At 57.9% G+C, this 16,696-nt stretch carries 18 protein-coding genes; 8 read left to right on the top strand and 10 right to left on the bottom strand.

Translation table 11 applies throughout. The annotated features are described in order from the left end of the window. Together JHC09_RS16810 and JHC09_RS16235 are read left to right on the top strand one after the other, a co-directional pair. A partial coding sequence (locus JHC09_RS16810; RefSeq protein ID WP_210338185.1) for a hypothetical protein occupies positions 1 to 308 on the top strand: 308 nt, incomplete at its 5' end. Between the two features lie 190 nt (positions 309 to 498). Further along, the gene (locus JHC09_RS16235) at positions 499 to 1,521 is read left to right on the top strand and encodes an NAD-dependent epimerase (RefSeq protein ID WP_199532837.1); all 1,023 of its coding nucleotides are present in this window, start codon (positions 499 to 501) and stop codon (positions 1,519 to 1,521) included. 64 nt (positions 1,522 to 1,585) lie between these two features. Here the strand turns inward: JHC09_RS16235 and JHC09_RS16230 are convergent, their stop codons facing one another. After that, positions 1,586 to 3,082, bottom strand: coding sequence for a CoA-acylating methylmalonate-semialdehyde dehydrogenase (locus tag JHC09_RS16230; RefSeq protein ID WP_199532836.1), 1,497 nt, complete (start codon positions 3,080 to 3,082; stop codon positions 1,586 to 1,588). A 98-nt stretch (positions 3,083 to 3,180) separates the two neighbouring features. On the opposite strand from JHC09_RS16230, the gene JHC09_RS16225 reads away from it, so the two are divergent. After that, complete coding sequence (locus JHC09_RS16225) at positions 3,181 to 4,068, top strand: LysR family transcriptional regulator (protein ID WP_169196863.1); 888 nt, start codon at positions 3,181 to 3,183, stop codon at positions 4,066 to 4,068. On the opposite strand, the gene JHC09_RS16220 is transcribed toward JHC09_RS16225, so the two are convergent. From JHC09_RS16220 to JHC09_RS16205, 5 genes are all read right to left on the bottom strand, one after another. Beyond that, a complete protein-coding gene (locus JHC09_RS16220; protein WP_199532835.1) occupies positions 4,059 to 5,099 on the bottom strand; it encodes an Ldh family oxidoreductase in 1,041 nt (346 codons plus the stop codon). The genes JHC09_RS16225 and JHC09_RS16220 overlap by 10 nt on opposite strands. A 68-nt stretch (positions 5,100 to 5,167) precedes the next feature. Then, the gene (locus tag JHC09_RS16215) at positions 5,168 to 6,394 is read right to left on the bottom strand and encodes an OpgC domain-containing protein (protein ID WP_199532834.1); all 1,227 of its coding nucleotides are present in this window, start codon (positions 6,392 to 6,394) and stop codon (positions 5,168 to 5,170) included. Next, a complete protein-coding gene (mdoH, locus tag JHC09_RS16210; protein ID WP_248309056.1) occupies positions 6,387 to 8,147 on the bottom strand; it encodes a glucans biosynthesis glucosyltransferase MdoH in 1,761 nt (586 codons plus the stop codon). The genes JHC09_RS16215 and mdoH overlap by 8 nt, the downstream gene beginning before the upstream one ends. Positions 8,148 to 8,162: 15 nt before the next feature. Further along, positions 8,163 to 8,297, bottom strand: coding sequence for a hypothetical protein (locus JHC09_RS17125; protein ID WP_282567609.1), 135 nt, complete (start codon positions 8,295 to 8,297; stop codon positions 8,163 to 8,165). Then, positions 8,294 to 9,892, bottom strand: coding sequence for a glucan biosynthesis protein G (locus tag JHC09_RS16205; RefSeq protein ID WP_282567708.1), 1,599 nt, complete (start codon positions 9,890 to 9,892; stop codon positions 8,294 to 8,296). Before JHC09_RS16205 ends, JHC09_RS17125 begins: the two co-directional genes overlap by 4 nt. A gap of 94 nt (positions 9,893 to 9,986) precedes the next feature. Between JHC09_RS16205 and JHC09_RS16200 the strand changes: the two genes are divergently transcribed. Beyond that, on the top strand, positions 9,987 to 10,709 hold the full coding sequence (locus JHC09_RS16200; RefSeq protein ID WP_349236568.1) for a response regulator: 723 nt from the start codon (positions 9,987 to 9,989) through the stop codon (positions 10,707 to 10,709). Here JHC09_RS16200 and JHC09_RS16195 read toward each other — a convergent pair. The 3 genes from JHC09_RS16195 to JHC09_RS16185 all read right to left on the bottom strand — a co-directional run bounded on the left by JHC09_RS16195 (position 10,666) and on the right by JHC09_RS16185 (position 14,197). Beyond that, the gene (locus tag JHC09_RS16195; protein WP_248309057.1) at positions 10,666 to 11,187 is read right to left on the bottom strand and encodes a Crp/Fnr family transcriptional regulator; all 522 of its coding nucleotides are present in this window, start codon (positions 11,185 to 11,187) and stop codon (positions 10,666 to 10,668) included. The two genes, JHC09_RS16200 and JHC09_RS16195, sit on opposite strands and share 44 nt — an antisense overlap. 728 nt (positions 11,188 to 11,915) lie before the next feature. Then, on the bottom strand, positions 11,916 to 12,854 hold the full coding sequence (locus tag JHC09_RS16190; protein WP_199532830.1) for a Gfo/Idh/MocA family oxidoreductase: 939 nt from the start codon (positions 12,852 to 12,854) through the stop codon (positions 11,916 to 11,918). Positions 12,855 to 12,943: 89 nt separating this feature from the next. Further along, positions 12,944 to 14,197, bottom strand: coding sequence for a glycerate kinase (locus tag JHC09_RS16185; protein WP_199532829.1), 1,254 nt, complete (start codon positions 14,195 to 14,197; stop codon positions 12,944 to 12,946). Between the two features lie 132 nt (positions 14,198 to 14,329). On the opposite strand from JHC09_RS16185, the gene JHC09_RS16180 reads away from it, so the two are divergent. From JHC09_RS16180 to JHC09_RS16165, 4 genes are read left to right on the top strand one after another with little or no spacing between them, the layout of a single operon-like run. Then, positions 14,330 to 15,013, top strand: a complete 684-nt coding sequence (locus JHC09_RS16180; protein ID WP_199532828.1) for a DUF1045 domain-containing protein — start codon at positions 14,330 to 14,332, stop codon at positions 15,011 to 15,013. Positions 15,014 to 15,053: 40 nt separating this feature from the next. After that, positions 15,054 to 15,620 (top strand): phosphonate metabolism protein/1,5-bisphosphokinase (PRPP-forming) PhnN, encoded by a 567-nt coding sequence (phnN, locus tag JHC09_RS16175; RefSeq protein ID WP_199532827.1) that lies wholly within the window; start codon positions 15,054 to 15,056, stop codon positions 15,618 to 15,620. Between the two features lie 52 nt (positions 15,621 to 15,672). Next, positions 15,673 to 15,822 (top strand): hypothetical protein, encoded by a 150-nt coding sequence (locus tag JHC09_RS16170; protein ID WP_169196853.1) that lies wholly within the window; start codon positions 15,673 to 15,675, stop codon positions 15,820 to 15,822. Next, the gene (locus JHC09_RS16165; protein ID WP_199532826.1) at positions 15,809 to 16,015 is read left to right on the top strand and encodes a hypothetical protein; all 207 of its coding nucleotides are present in this window, start codon (positions 15,809 to 15,811) and stop codon (positions 16,013 to 16,015) included. Before JHC09_RS16170 ends, JHC09_RS16165 begins: the two co-directional genes overlap by 14 nt. 48 nt (positions 16,016 to 16,063) lie before the next feature. On the opposite strand, the gene JHC09_RS16160 is transcribed toward JHC09_RS16165, so the two are convergent. Further along, positions 16,064 to 16,279 (bottom strand): hypothetical protein, encoded by a 216-nt coding sequence (locus tag JHC09_RS16160; RefSeq protein ID WP_199532825.1) that lies wholly within the window; start codon positions 16,277 to 16,279, stop codon positions 16,064 to 16,066. Between the last annotated feature and the right edge of the window lie 417 nt (positions 16,280 to 16,696).

Raw genomic sequence — 16,696 nt, 5'->3', positions numbered from 1 at the left:
CACCCCGATCCCTGACCAGCCTGACAGCCTCGAGCTTGAACTCCCGGCTGAACTTGCGTCTCTCCATAAAAACTCTCCAGTTCCAAAAACACCTTAACTCGGTGTCCTCAAAACCGGCAGCAGCTCAGGCTATGGCCCTGCCGGAGGCCAAGACGCTCGACCTCGGCGCCTTAGCGGCGGTCTACTATAGCGTTGATGACCATGTGAAGGTCGGCGTCGGCTACAATTTTGCTGGCTTCTCGGACGATCTGCGTGATTTGGAGCGCGATCACCAAGGCGTCTTCTTCAACATTATGGCGAAATACTAAACTCGCCCATCAAGTCGAACTCAGCTGGGCGGAGCCACACTCCGCCCAGTCAGCACGTTAGAGCGGCGCGACGGACATGCCCCTCTATCCAATAGTTCCCTATCAACATCCAACATGACTGAGCCCATCCCACGTGGTAGTGACAATCGTCGTTGCCATAGGATTACGTTTGGGTTTGAGTGAGGGCGTGATGAGGGTTTTGGTTACGGGCAATGCCGGATTTATCGGCTATCACGTGGCGCGCCGACTTCTGGAGCGCGGCGATGCTGTTGTCGGTTTTGACGTCGTTAATGCCTACTACGACCCCAGCCTGAAAGAAGCGCGCCTTGCGCAGCTAGAGGCGCTGAGCACGCAGCTCGGCGGTGATTATCGCTTTGTGCGGGGCGATCTGGCAGACCGCGCAGCGGTTGAAAGCCTGTTTGCCGACCAAGGGTTTGATCGCGTCATCCACTTAGCGGCACAGGCGGGTATTCGCTTTAGCCTTGAGGACCCGCACTCTTATGTGCAGTCGAACGTGGTTGGCTTTACCCATATTCTGGAGGCCTGCCGCCACCACAAGATTGGGCATTTAACCTATGCCTCCACGTCGTCTGTCTATGGCGGCAACGCCAAAATGCCATTCTCCGAACACGACGGGGCAGACCATCCGCTTCAGATCTATGCGGCCACCAAGCGCGCCAATGAGCTGATGGCGCACTCTTACGCGCATCTCTTTGGCCTGCCGACAACCGGTCTGCGGTTCTTCACCGTCTATGGCCCTTGGGGGCGGCCAGATATGGCGCTGTTCAAGTTCACCCGCAATATTCTGGCAGGCGAGCCCATCGACGTTTACAATTTTGGCAATCACACGCGCGATTTCACCTATATCGACGACATCGTCGAAGGCGTCATTCGCGCTTCCGATACACCCGCCCAAGCCAATCCCGATTGGCGCGCTGAGGATCCCGATCCGGCCAGTTCAAACGCGCCCTATCGGATTTTCAACATCGGCAATTCCGAGCCAGTAAAACTCGCGGCCTATATTGATGCGCTTGAAGCGGCGCTGGGTAAAAAGGCCATTCGGAACCTGCTGCCCCTGCAGTCTGGCGACATGGCGGACACGTCCTCCGATACCTCTGAGTTGACCAAGGCTACAGGCTACGCCCCACAAATGCCGGTGACTGAAGGTGTTCGCCGCTTTGTCGAGTGGTATCGCGCCTTCTATCGCGTCTGAACGTCCCCACAGCGCAGACGAAAAACCCCGCCACAGCAGTGACGGGGGTTCTTATGGTCGGCCGTTACTTCATCGTCGGCATTTGAAACTCTGCGCCGTCTTTAATGCCGCTCGGCCAACGGGCTGTGACGGTCTTGGTGCGCGTCCAAAACTTGATCGAATCCATGCCGTGCTGATTGAGGTCGCCAAAGGCGCTCGCCTTCCAGCCACCAAAACTGTGGTAGGCCAGCGGCACCGGCACTGGCACGTTGATGCCGACCATGCCGATATTGACCCGTGCTGCAAAATCGCGGGCCGCATCACCATCGCGGGTAAAGATCGCCGTGCCATTGCCATAGGGATTGTCGACGACAAGCTGGAGCGCATCTTCATAGCTTGGGGAGCGAACAACGCTCAGCACCGGCCCAAAGATCTCTTCCTTATAAATGTCCATCTCGGGCGTGACGCGGTCAAACAGGGTTGGACCGACGAAATAGCCATTTTCATAGCCCTGCAATGACAGGCCACGACCATCGACGACGAGCTCTGCGCCTTGCTCGACACCGGAGGTGATCAACGACTTGATACGGTCCTGCGAGGCTTTGGTGATCACCGGGCCCATTTCGCTTGATGCGTCAGTTGCCGGACCAACCTTGAGCTTTTCGATCCGTGGCTTGAGCGCCTTGATGATGGCGTCGGCGGTGCCGTCACCAACCGGAACCGCCACCGAAACAGCCATGCAGCGTTCGCCTGCCGAGCCGTAGCCTGCGCCCATCAGCGCGTCTGCGGCCTTATCCATGTCAGCGTCTGGCATAATGACCATGTGGTTCTTAGCGCCACCAAAGGCCTGCACGCGCTTACCATTGCTTGCCGCCGTGCCGTAGACATAGCGCGCGATCGGGGTGGAGCCGACAAAGCTAATCGCTTCAATCTTTTCATGCGCCAGAATGCCATCCACAACGGACTTGCCACCATGCACAACGTTCAGAATGCCCTTGGGTAGGCCCGCTTCAATCGCGAGCTGCGCAAGACGCACTGGCACAGACGGGTCGCGCTCCGAGGGCTTGAGGATGAAGGCGTTGCCAGCGGCAATGGCTGGTGAAAGCATCCAGAGCGGGATCATCGCCGGGAAGTTAAAGGGCGTGATGCCCGCGCCAATGCCCACTGGCTGGCGCATGGAATACATGTCGATGGCCGGGCCAGCGCCGTCCGTAAACTCACCCTTGAGCAGATGCGGTGCACCAGCGACGAACTCAGCGACTTCAAGGCCGCGCTGCACGTCACCCTTGGCGTCTTCAACCGTCTTGCCATGCTCCGCGCTCAGCAGCTCTGCCAGCTCCTGCATATTCTGGTTGATCAGCGCCACATAATTGAAAAACACCCGAGCGCGGCGCTGCGGATTGGTTGCAGCCCACTTGCCCTGCGCGGCGGCAGCAGAAGCGACAGCGGCTTCCAGATCCGCTGGGGTCGCCAGCGCAACGCGGGCCTGCACTTCGCCGGTTGCCGGGTTGAAAACGTCCTGAAATTCGGTGCTGGTGCCTGTGGTTTCGACGCCGTCGATAAAGTGGCCAATAGTGCGCATGAGGCAGGTTCCCTTGTGTTGTAGCTTAGTTGCCGCTACGAAGGGTGAATAGCAACGCCAAGTTTTCGGCATCCGTTGTGCAAAAATTGTAGTGCAAGATGAACTGGGACGACGTTCGTATCTTTCTGGCCGTGGCGCGCACGGGACAGATTTTGGGTGCAGCCCGCAGCTTGGGCCTCAATCACGCCACCGTCGCACGTCGCCTGAGTGCGCTTGAAGATCAGCTCGGCAGCAAACTCTTTACCCGCAAAACCAATGGCTCCGAGCTTTCGAGCCATGGCGAACGCCTGCTCCCCCACGCCGAGCGTATGGAAAGCGCCATGCTTGCAGCGCAAGAAGCAGCTGGTGCTGATAGCACGGTGGAGGGCACGGTGCGCGTTGGTGCGCCCGATGGTTTTGGTGTGGGTTTTCTCGCCCCCCGTTTGGGTGAATTGCTGCGCCGTCATCCGGGATTGCGCATTGAATTGGTGCCCGTGCCGCGCTCGTTCTCGCTCTCGCGCCGCGAGGCTGATGTGGCGGTGACGCTGGAGCAACCGCGCGAGGGGCGGCTGGTGGCGCGTCGCCTCACCAATTACTCTCTCGGGCTATATGCTTCCCCGACCTATCTGAGTGAATTTGGGGTGCCGCAAACGCTCGCCGATTTGGAACGCCATCAATTGGTCGGCTATGTCGACGATCTCTTGTTCACCTCATCGCTCGATTACACAGCGGAATATCTCAAGAGCTGGCGGTCAAGCCTGGCCGTCTCCACGGCAATCGGCCAGACAGAGGCAGTGCGGGCCGGGGCAGGGATCGGTATCCTCCACGCCTTTATGGCGCATAACAGCGCCGATCTCGTGCCGGTTCTACCTCAGCACATCCTAAGCCGCGCCTATTGGACGGTGATGCACGAAGACCTGCGCAGCATTCGTCGTGTTGCGCTGGTCTCCGATTTTCTCAGCGAGATCGTGTCCCGCGATCGAAAGCTATTTACCCCTCACGCATAACCCAAGAACACCGCCGTATCGGGATCGATCGGCACGCCATGCTCGGCGCGGTGCGCGGCTTCCGCCCATTCCCGATCGCCCGGAGCCATAATTTGCCCGCCACCTTCGCGCGCGGGAGCACCGCGCAGCGCCGATAGGTAGGTCAGCATGGCTTGGCCAAAAGCCTGCGCTCCAACGAACTTTGCAGGATCGATCACCATGACGAAATGGCCCATATTGCGGGGCGTACTAATATCGTCGCCGCCATACATGGGGATGAAATTGGGGTCGAGTGTCGTCCCGGTGAGAAGAGCGGAAAACAGTGTCGCGACCCCAGCGAGCCCCGCGCCTTTAAATCCATAGCTCGCGCCGCCCAAGGGAAGTAGCATTTCCGCCTCATGCGGATTGGTGGTTTCCACCCCGTTCTGATCCGCCGCAACACCGGGCGGTAGGGGCTCATCGAGTGAACGATGCAGGAGCACCCGATTCATCGGAATGGACGATGTCGCCATGTCCAAAAACCACGGGCGAGCGTTGGGGACAGGCGCGGCAAAGGCGAGCGGATTCGTGCCGTGGAACCGTTGCGCGCCGTCGTAAAGCGCCACCATGGCGTCGGTATTAGTGGTCACAAAGGTTACAAAGCCCTGCTCAGCACCGGCGATGGCATAAGCGCCGGTTGCACCAAGATGGGATGAGTGTTCAATCCCGATCCCGGCGACGCCATGTTCGCGGGCGATCTCGATCCCCGCCTTCACAGCCTCATAGGCCGAGTAGTGGCCCAAACCATTGTCGGCATCGAGGATTGCGGACGAACTTGCCGTGCGGCGCAGGGTGATGTTTGGCGCTTTGTTGATGCGCCCACCCGCCATCATTTTACAATAGTGCTCGGTGAGCCGAACACCGTGGCTATCAATGCCAACCATGGAGGCATGCAGCAGCGCGCGGGTTGTTGCATCCGCCGCAGCAGCAATCGCCCCTGCGTCCACCAGTGCCTTGCGGACACGCGCTTCGACGTCTTTTGCTGCAACCAATATTTGCTTGTCGCTGTGCATGTTTCCCCCCGGCCACTCATCAGCAGTTTCCTGATGGTTACGCGCGCAGGCGGTGAGTGCAAGTCGGATTAGGGCGTTTTGGTCTGGCTTTGCGTACGGCGCATGTCGACAGTGCGGGTAAGGACGTAAGCCAAGAGCCACAGCGCAAAGATACCGCTGCCCAGCATCAGCCCGTCAATCAGCACCGTATCGGTGATGCCTTCTTTCGAAAGCCATGCCTTCACGGCCTGCAAGGCGATACTCAATACTGTGCCGGTAGCAAAGACTGCCAGCCCCTGCCGTCCCATAATGCGCAAGGGGGCGGCCAGACGCGAGGACGCAATCACGCGCATCTGCGGGATCGAGGCAAAAACATAAAACACCGCCAACGCGTGCAAGAGACGCGGCAGGCTCAGGAAGGTCTTGTCAAACCAGGTGATGTAGAAGGGCGCGCCCATTTTGCTGATCGCGCTGAGCCCGGCGCGAAAAGCTTCGCCAGCCGGTGGATATTTCATCACCACTACGGTGGCGATCAGATAGGCCAAGGCCAGCACGAAAGCGACTGGATGGGTCGGAATGAACTGCTTACCTTGCTTCATCGCCATGCCGCTCAGCACGCCAATGACGAACAGCAATTGCCACGAGAACGGGTTGAAAAACCAGCCGCCGCTATTGGGAAAGTTGGGCAGATTCAAGCGGAATTGACCGGCGATAACCCAGAGCAAGATCGAGCCCGCCAAAACCCAATAGGGGAACTTGCGTCCCAGCAAAATGATTGCCGGGGTAGACACAAGCAGCACAGCATAAAGGGGCAGAATATTGAGATAGCCGAGCTGGTGGGTCAGCAACGGTATACCGATCATGGTCGCCAGCGGATCAGCGAACAGCGCCTTGATGTTGTTCTTAGTCAGCAGCTCCGCCAAGTCGAAATAGCGCGCTGCGAAGGCGACAATGGCAAGGCAGATGACGGTGATGCTCAGATGCACGAAATAGAGGTAGCGCGCCCGTGCCCATGGGCGCGAGACTGCCAACCACAAATTATTGCCGGGAGCGAATGCCGATGAATAGGCCAAGCCCGCCGCAAGGCCGGACATAAAGACGAAAGCCTCTGCCGCGTCCGAAAAGCCGAAGTTTCTGTTGGTTACATATTCGTAGACTGTGCCGGGCACGTGATTGATGAAAATCATCACTAAGGCCAGCCCCCGAAAAAAGTCGAGGCGATGGTCGCGCTGTCCTGGTACGAGCCCGACAGTCGCCGGCTTGGTCGTGCCGAGATGTGACGAAACCGGCCCGCCCCGCAGCAGGCGTTTATGCATTTTCAGCAGTCAGTTCGAGCACCGCAGGCGCAACAGACACTGGATGCGGCTTGCTCCACTGTTGCAGGATGTGCTTATTCTCCGCGATCACCGGCACCACTTGGCGCTCCGTGACGATGGAGAAAATGTTCTTCATCAGCGGGCTCGATGCCGAATGCGAAGTCAGGCGAATAATCAGCGGCGCCAATACGGCGGGGACGGTTACGGGCAAAAGCCACAGCACAAACGCTGGCGCTTCGACCATCGTGAAGCCGATGGTGATGATACCCACCAGCATGATCCACCAGCTGGCGCCGATAGCGGTTTTCATCGGAACCACTTGCGCGTCGCGCTCGGTCGCTGGCCAACCACCGTCGAGGCCGAGGAAGATCTGGATAACCGCACGGGTTTGAAACGCTAACAGGATCGGCGCCATAATCGTCGAGATGACGATCTCACCCAAGGTCGAGAGCAAAACACGCGCGGTGCCGCCGAACTGAGCATTAGTGCCGTCAAACGCCCCGCGCAGCGCGATGGCTAGTTTTGGCAGAAGCAAAACCGCAGCAACGCCAACGCCCAAAATCCACGGCGCAAACTGCAAGCGTTCGCCCGGCGAGTCTGGATAGGCAGTCGCCAGAAGACTGGTGATCATCAGCGCCAGCCAGATCGGCGAGGCGAGGTAGGCCATAATGCCCTGCAACAGCGTGAAGCGGTTCCAAAACTTCAGTTTTGGGGCCGCGAGCACTTTGTGGTGCTGCAAATTGCCCTGACACCAGCGACGATCGCGTTTGGCGTATTCAATCAGGTTTTCGGGGCCATGTTCATAGGAGCCTGGGATGGCTGGATCCATGCGCACTTTCCAGCCGCCGCGCGAAAGCAAGGCTGCCTCGACATAGTCATGGCTCAGAATATGCCCACCCCAAGGTGGACGGCCAGACAACACTGGTAGGCCGCAGCATTGCGCAAAGGCGCGGACACGCACGATGGCGTTGTGGCCCCAATAAGGACCCTCATCACCCTGCGCCAAAGCCGCGCCACGAGCAAAGAAGGGCGATAGATACGCAGCGGAGAATGCCATCATGCGGCCAAAGAGGCTGTCGGCATTGATCACGGTCGGCACGGTCTGCAACAGACCCAAGCGCGGATCATTGTCCATGCGCTCGGCCAGCGCGATCAGCGTCTTGCCTTCCATCAGACTGTCCGCATCCAGGATCACGGCATAATCATATGCCGCGCCAGAATTGCGCACAAAGTCTTCGATATTGCCTGCCTTGCGTCCGGTATTACGCTCGCGGCGGCGATAGAAAATGCGCGCTTCCGCTTCTGGCTCGCGCGTCAACAGCTCGAACGCGTCGATCTCTTGCGCCGCGACCTCAAGATTGGTCGTGTCCGAAAGGATTGCAAAGTCAAAACGACTGGCGACGCCGAGCGCCACGATCTCGCGGTTCATCGCCGCAATACGTGCGAAGGTCTCGACCGGGGCCTCATTGTAAATGGGAATGAGAACCACGGTTTTGCCGGTTGGCAGCGTTGGCACGCAGGTGATCATGGTTTTGGACGCAAACGCGCCAATCACGCCGACGAGCCCACCAAACACCAACCAAAAAGTGGCGATAAACAGCAAACCGGCGCGCAAAAAGTCGAGCCAATTTGGTTCATCACCACCAATGATGTGCAGGAACGCCCAACCTGCGGCAATCGCCGAAACACTGGCGATAACCAGTGAGAAAGCGCGCATAATAGCGGCTCGACGCGACGCCTGCATTCCAGCCATTAGATTGTCCACCTATCAGCCGCGCTGCCGACCGAGAAACAGGTCAACCAGAACATTGACCAGAGAGCGATCGCGTTCGAGGCGCTGCTTAGGCATCGCCATGGGGGCATCGGGTAGGCCGAAATTTGAAGAAAAAGCGTGTCGTTTCATTCTATTCCTCGCCACTGGTAGATCCACGTTTCCGTAATCGGCTCATTTCCGAGCGCTATGCTGGCTTTAAGCTCGATCAGCGGTTGGTCCGCGGTGTCGATGTCTATGACAAGACGCCAATGTTCATTGGCATCGATGCGAGAAAAAGTAGTCGAAACTATGCTCCCCGCTGAGTTCGTAACCAGAACGTTAAATTCCGTGTCTGGTTCCAGATCGGGAAGGCGACCGCCTGCGAAGTCGATCACAAATTTTCTAAGGGCCGTCGCGTTTTCAACGCCAGAAACACCGCCCATGCCTGCGCGCGTCTCCGCGACATACGCCAGAGTGGAGTGCTCTTCGGCGTTCAGATCACCCCAAGTCAGGCGATAGCTAAACTCGCGCGAGCTTCCGGCGGTAATGGCGCCAGCGGGTATCCAGAAGGCGCCAATATTGTCGTCCGCTTCATAGCGAGCGGGGATCTCAATGAGGCGAATAGTGCCTTCGCCCCAATTGCTGATGGGCTCAACCTTGAGCGAAGGTCGGCGCTCATAATGGGCGCCAGCATCTTGATAGGTCTCAAAGTCACGACCGCGCTGATAGAGGCCAAAGGAGCGAATGGCCTTGTCCGCGAGATAGGTATTACCCAGAGTTTTGGTGTTGTTCAGCGGCCGCCAGATGACCGTGCCATCGGAAGGTTCAACCAATAGGCCGGTGCTGTCATGGACCTGCGGGCGATAGTCATCAAAGCTGATGTGATTGGCCGCGCCAAACAAGAACATCGATGTCAAAGGCGCAATGCCCAGCTCAGCAATATCGGCGCGGAAGTAGAGCCGCGCGGTCACTTCCATCACGGTCTCTTGCCGATTTTTGCCCGCGGGGCGGATGACAAAGCGATAAGCCCCGGCAACGCTTGGGCTTTCGAGGGCCGCGTATATGGTGATGCTGTCCGAGTTCTGCGGGCGTTCGAGATAGAATTCGCTAAACCGCGGAAATTCCTCTGGTCCATCGCGCCAGGAATTGATCAGCAAGCCACGGGCGCTCAAGCCATAGATGTTGTCGCGCCCGAGAGCGCGGAAATAGCTCGCGCCAAGGAAAGAGACCAGCTCGTCGGCACGGTCCTTATCATTGATCGGATGATTGAGCCGGAAGCCTGCTACGCCCGGGAACTCAGCATTCTCGGCTTGGCTCTTCTGGTCTTCGTCAAAATAGAAGTTGAAGTCCGCGCCGGTGAAATTCATTGGGCGCGCTTGCCCGTCATTCACCTCGAACAGGCTCACCGTCTCTTTAAACAGCCAGCCCGGCGGGAAGACATGAACCTGATAGCCATGGTCCTGCTCGGCCCAAACAGCGCGTTTGGTATTAAACTGCACGCGGCGATGACCATCATAATCCAGCCCTTCATAAAAGGCGGATGAGATCAGCTTTGGTGGCGCATAGGGTGCAGCGGCCACATCGCGCATGCGCGCAGAGAAACTGTCATAATTAAATGCGAAGCTATCCGTCCCATCTGCAGCTACAGCGGGAGTAAGGCTTGTGGATGATAGCAAAACAGCGGAGGCGATCACCCCTTGGAGGAGGGAGCGTCGTGAAATTGTGTGGGGCGTTTGAATCTTCATCTTCGGCGCGGTCGGCGTCTGCCCGTTATCCATCAATTAAAAGGAACGTCGCCAAGGCCATAAAGTTGAGTCATGGGTGTTATGCGTAAAACGCATGGCCCATGGCGCGCCGTTGCGACCAAAACTGGGGTCGTGTAACGCGCTTGATTTGGGGCGAAATGATGGTGCAACAACCCAGTTAACGCGTGATTTTTTACGGGTCGTTGTCTGTATCGAGCGTGGTGCAGTGGCTGTGCGGCCAAAGTTGTGCACACCTAGAATGTTTGATGATGCAACCGAAAAGCCTGCCGACGATTTATCCGCAATAATCGATGGTAGGCCTATGAGAACTAACGGTAAGCGCATCCTAATTGTTGAGGATGATCAAACACTAGCAATCACTCTAAGCGATGCCTTCCGGGCAGAGGGAGCAGTGGTACTTGGGCCCGCTCCGACAGTATTCTATGCCAGACATCTGATCGGACGGCGCGGGATAGACTGTGCGGTTATCAGTTCCGATCTTCCCGGTGATGAGGGCGAGCATTTTGTCACCCAGTTGGCGTCTTCCGGCACGCCGATCATAACACTCTCGCGCCATGCAAACGCGCATGCCCGCGCCCAAAAAGCCCTCGTGCGCCCGGTGGAAGCCAGCACCGTGGTTGATTCTGTTGCGGCGCTCCTCACTGTGTACCCAGACGATAACAACCCTATTGAGCTCAAGAGTGAGCGGGCCGTGAAGGCTTTGGGGTTAGACGACAACCCGCATATGCGGATTGTGCGTATCTGGACCGAGGCTATGCGGCGCCAAGCCGATGAGCAAACGCAGGAGTTCCTGTGAGATAGGCGGGGGAAAACCCGCCAACCGCTTTCAATCCGCCAATATCAGTGAGTGCCACGCGCGATCCTTGCGTTGAGATCAATTTGCGTCGTCGCAATTCTTGCAGTGTCCGGTTCACATGCACGGCGGACAAGCCAAGATAGTGCCCCAGCTCTGCTTGGGTCAGGCTGAAGGTGAACTGGTGGTTCTCTGACAGGCCCATGCGCCCGAGGCGATAGTCGATCTCGCAGAGGAAATGCGCCATCCGCTCGAGCGCGCTGCGGCAGCCGAGCGACAACACCAGTTCCTCGGTCATCGCATTATCAATTGTTAAGTGTGCGAGAAGCGCTGAGAGGATCCGGGGGCGTAGCTCTATCAGCGTCGTCAGTCGGTCGAGGTCTGTGGTCAACACCGTCGAGCGCACCATGGCCACCTGCGTTGTCATCGGCTTGAGCCCGGTGACGAGGCTATAATTACACACATCTCCGGGCAGGATCATGCCCAACAATTGGCGACGTCCTTCCGGAGTGCGGTTTTCGCGGCAGAGAATGCCCGCTGCGACAATGCTAAAAGACTGGTTCGCCTCAAACCGATCATGAGGCGCAAGACTTTGCTTGCTCTAGGGCAGTTGCGCTAAAGCCAGAGTGTCAGTGCGGTCCAAAAGGCCGGTGCTGGTGAAACGACGAAAGAGCGGGGGATCTTTCGGGCGGGTGTTAATCTCAGAGGCGGAGAGCCCCATCATGCTAATCCTTCCGGGACTTTCGCGTGTTGATCCAGTCCCTGATTGTCTAAGTGGCAAGGCCTAACGAGCGATCACATGCTGCGTTGGCGTGAGGGTCCTGCGCTACTGGCCCATCCCTGCCCAAGGGGTTGGTGAGGCAGGTGTTTTTAAAGCTGGCGTCCAGGTGTGCGATGTTAGCTGTTGTAGCGATCCGCAGGCCGCGCGGCTCCGCGCCACAGACGCTGCAAAGCGTTCCGCATCGTGGCAGAAGTTGGCGACATCTTGCGCCAAGCCGTCTCGGTGGGAGGGTAAACGCAGTACCATGCTCTCACTTTCGCTTGTTGGTATCAGCGCCAATGCGCTGAGAAACAACGGCAATCAGTGGGAGTAGTTCCGGTGATTTGGGTAGATTAAACCATCGCGCGCCAAGTTGAACTGGCGCGCTGGCTTAAGTGTCTGACAGGGTGGAAATTGGAATTTCTACCGGGATTTGACGCGTATAACTTTTACCACGAGAACTCGGGGCCGTTTGTTCTTGCGCCGAGTAGGAACACGTCGGACATCAGTCGCAGCGGGGCCGCGTCGACATCGCTTTCGTGCTGATCCAACAGATCGGCAAAGCGATCATAAATTCCGGCATACTCAGCGTCGCCGTGCTCCAAGATCAACTCGCCATTGACGATCAGTCGTCGCCCGCCGCCTTCAAGCTTAATGTCATTGCCGGTACCAGTGACGATGTGTACGGTCCAAATCTCACCGCTCTCTTCGAGCCAGTTAAACCCAGCACTGAGCGCAGGCTTATGCGCTTGGCCCGATTTGAAGCCGATTTCGACATCGACCGGGGTCATCTTATTGGCCGGGAAGGTGAGATTGGCGCTCTCGACGAACACCGGGAAGGGCATGATTTTGGTGAAAATCGAAAAGGCATTGATGCCCGGATCGCAGACACCAAACCCGCCTGGCTCCCAAACCCAATCCTGACCGGGGTGCCACTTGCGCACGCTTTCGCGCCAATCGATGCGCACGGACTTTACCCCCTGCTCAGCCAACAGCGCTTTGGTCCGATCAACGGCAGCATTGTATTGGCTGTGCCAGGTTTGGAACAACACGCGATCGAGCCGCTTAGCGTGGGCGATGAGATCATCAAGCTCGGAAATCGTCGTGGTCGGCGGCTTTTCCATCATCACGTCTTTGCCCGCGTCGAGCGCTTCGCGCACCAGCGTATGGCGAACGCCCGGTGGCGTGCAGATCGAGACAAGGCCAACTTCGGGCATGGCGGCATAGAGCTCAGCTGCCGTGCGGAACACCGGCAGGCCATTGTGGGCGATCCCGCGTGAGGACACGGTTGCGGCAAGTTCAAAGTCTTCGGATGCGTCGATCACCGGCAAATGCTGATCGATTGCAATCTTCCCCACACCGATAACGGCGATCTTGCGCTTGCCCATAATGAAACTCCTCTCAGCAGCGCTGGCTATAGAGCAGAGGTCCGCGCGCCCTGCCAAGCCAAAATCAGCAAAAGTATGATTTTCTTTGCCTATCGAATAAGGATGGCGCGGAAATCATTCACATTGGTGCCCGTCGGCCCGGTGACGAACAAATCGCCAATGGCTTCAAAGGCCGTATAGGCATCGTTATTGGCGAGATAGGCCAGAGGATCGATGCCCGCCGCGCGCATGCGGCTGGCGCTGGTTCCGTCGACAAAAGCCCCGGCATTGTCCTCAGATCCGTCGATACCGTCCGTATCCGCCGCCAAGGCCGTGACACCTGCGACGCCATCAAGTTCAATCGCCAGCGAGAGCAGGAATTCGCCATTCCGTCCGCCACGGCCCTTGCCGCGCAGAGTGACAGTAGTCTCCCCGCCGGAGAGCAAAATCACCGGCTTGTTAAATGGCCGATTGCGCACCGCGACTTCTTTGGCCAGTGCTGCATGAACCCGCGCCACCTCGCGCGCCTCACCTTCAATGGCGTCGGACAAAATAGCGCTTTCTACCCCGCGCTGTCGCGCCAATGCCGCCGCAGCCTCAAGTGATAATGCGGCAGACGCAATGGTAGCGCTGGTGTTGCGCGCAAAAACTGCCTCGTCCGGTTGTGGTGCTAGATTCTCGTCCGACGCCAAAAGCTTAATGGCTGCCGCAGGGAGGTCGAGCCGATACAGTTCCACGAGGCGGCGCGCATCGGCGCGGGTGCCTTTGAGGGGGAGCGTCGGCCCCGAGGCAACGAGAGCCGGATCATCACCCGGCACATCCGAGACCACGAGCGTGACCACTTGTGCTGGATAAGCCCCCCGCGCCAGTCGCCCGCCTTTAATGGTCGAGAACTGATTGCGAACCAAATTCATCACCCCGATCGGCGCCCCTGATGCCAGCAGCTGCCGATTGATTTCTTGCTCGTCTTCAAAGCTCAGCCCCTCCGCTGGGGCCGGGAGGAGCGAGGAACCGCCGCCGGAAATCAGTGCGATCACCAAATCATCCGCGCTCAGGCCAGCCACCATATCGACAATCCGCTTGGCCGCTGCGAGCCCTGCCGCGTCCGGCACGGGATGCGCCGCCTCAACGATCTCGATGCGCTCACAGGTTTGCCCATAGCCATAACGGGTCACCACCAATCCTTCGATTGGTCCCGTCCAAGCCTTCTCCAGCGCAGCCGCCATTTGCGCTGAAGCCTTTCCGGCCCCAATCACCAAAGTGCGCCCCTTGGGCTGAGCGGGCAAAAAGCGGGTCACCGCAAGTTCTGGCTGCGCTTTGGCGACAGCCTCATCGAACAGGGCGTTAAGCAAGGCACGGTCCATGGGGGATAACTTTTTAAATCGAAGGACAGAAGGGAAAGTGTTGGTCGAAAACTGCGCGAAATATTCGACCAGTGCATTCGACTTGTCAAAGCCCGGTCACATAGGTGCAATATTGCGCCGCAAGGAGTTTCGATGGCGCAAAGATTCGCACTGTATTACGCCCCGGCCGTGACCTCCCCGCTGTGGGAGCGTGCTGCGATTTGGTTAGGGCGCGATGCCGCCAATGGCAGTCTCTATGATGGCGCAGTGGCGGGCATCCCGCGCGATCGCCTTCTCAATGTCACCCAGTCGGCCGGTCGCTATGGGTTTCACGCCACCATCAAAGCGCCAATGGCTTTGGCTGACGGCAAAAGTGAAACGCAATTGCGCGATGCGCTGGCCGCGTTTTGCCACAACCGGGCGGCCATTGATCTTGGCACCCTCAGGGTCTCAAACCATTTTGGCGTTTTAGCTCTAACGCCGCTCAATCCGGCCGCCGCTCAGGAATTCGCAGCTGAACTGGTTGAGCATTTCGAGCCTTTTCGCGCGCCGCTGACCGCGCGCGACAGAGCGCGCCGCCTCCCTGGTCTTTCGCCAGTTCAGGTCGAACTGCTCGATCGCTATGGCTATCCCTATGTGCTCGATCAATTCAAATTCCACATGACCCTGAGTGACCGCCTCCCGGCCGATGAGCTTGACGAGATGGCCGCAGCGGCGGAACAATGGTTTGCCCCTGTGCTGACCACCACTATGCGGCTCGATCGTATGTCGATCTTTATTGAACCCGATAATGGCCTAGCCTTCCGGCGTCATGCCGATTGCGAGTTCACCGGCTGATGGTGTCTCGCGCCTCATCCAACAGCGGAGGGAAAACCCCTTGAGCCATCGTCCTCCCGGCGTTTTGGTGCTTGTCATTGGGCCGTCGGGCGTTGGTAAAGACACGCTCATTGCTGGCGCACGCAAAGCGCTGAAGGAAGATCGGCGCTTTAGCTTTGTGCGCCGTGTTGTGTCTCGGCCAGCGGACGCTGAGCGCGACGACTACACCGGCATGGAGCCCGAGGATTTCTTCGCTGCCGAACAAGCGGGCCGTTTCGCTCTCACATGGCCTGCTCATGATCTGAGCTATGGCCTCCCCATCAGCGTTGACACAGACCTTGCCTTGGGTCGCGTCGTCGTCTGCTCGATTTCCCGCCACGCGGTGCCGCAGGCGATTGCGCGTTATCCCATGTGCCGAATTGTGCAAATTTCTGCGGAGATATCACTGCGCGCTGACCGGCTCGCCAAGCAGGGCCGTGAACATCGCGATCAAATCGTGGCGCGTCTCGCTCGCGTTGGCACGCGTTTACCGGCTGATGTCACGCCAATTGTCATTGATAATTCAAATTCTATCAGTATCGGCATCCACGCGTTTCTCATGTTACTCCGCCAAATCGCCGGCGAGTGAACCTATCGCGCGGTCTTGCGTTAACCGGGCTGGTTTGGACAAGGAGTCTGCGGTGTCCCGGAACGGCCTATATTTTCTCGTTGCGCTTTTGCTTATCGCCTTGGTTGGCTTTGGAATCTACACCTACCAACAAGAGCAAGCCCGTCCAGGTATCGAGGTTCGCGTTGATGAACAGGGGATTTCGATCGATGGAAACGGCTAACCCACGTTACAACGACCGCCATGAAATGATTGCCTCGGCAATCGATACCGAGATTGATCGGCAGGCGAAGTCGGGTGCTAACCGCATAGATGTCAACGCACTGGCAGAAGCGGTTGAAGACGCCATTGCGCCCACCAAGCCGAGCTTGGCCGGCAAATCGCCCGGCGAACTCAACGCAACGAACGACGATTGATCTAGTAATGCCGAATGCTCATTGAGCCGGTGGCCAAGCCACCGGCCTTTATGCGTTCAGGTCTTCACTCACAGCCTTAACTGCTGCGCTACGGGCCAATTCGACCGTTGGGAACAAATGCCCATCGATAGCGAAGGCGGGTAGCTTCACCGCGACAAACTTGAAGCCTTCGGAAACCGGCACGACAACGCCCTGCGGCTCACCAGAAACCTCTATAACGATTGGCTTGAGCCGAACGGCTCTTGAAAGACTATTTTCCTGCATTGTGGAATCTCCACCTGCGTGCCGTTTCCCCGGCGCACGATCAAAAGATCTGCACCAAGACAAGCTACGCGGGTTCTATCGAAGGATTGAGACGAGTGTGTGACGGATGATCACATTCGTTTCGAGCGACAGGACCCTTGCCAGCGTTTGGCTACATGTTTGCAGGTTACTACGGTCGTAAACACGGCGCGGATAGTGAAGGTCATCGATGTCGGCATCGTCGTTCCTCTCCTAGCGAGTGTTGGACACGGCTATCGTCCGCTAATGCGGCGCAGTGAAGGCAATTTAGGCTAGGCCTATTAATTTTCCTAGTACTGCTTTGTGCGGATATGGCCAAAAACATAAAAAACCTTACCAAAGCAATGAGATTACTGAGGGATTCGGCCTCTCCAACACGTTTGCCCCATCAGATTGCTT

The organism is Devosia sp. MC532 (assembly GCF_016461625.1).
GTDB lineage: Bacteria > Pseudomonadota > Alphaproteobacteria > Rhizobiales > Devosiaceae > Devosia.
Note: the sequence above shows the minus strand (reverse complement) of the source record. Positions and strands in the feature narration are given on the sequence as shown.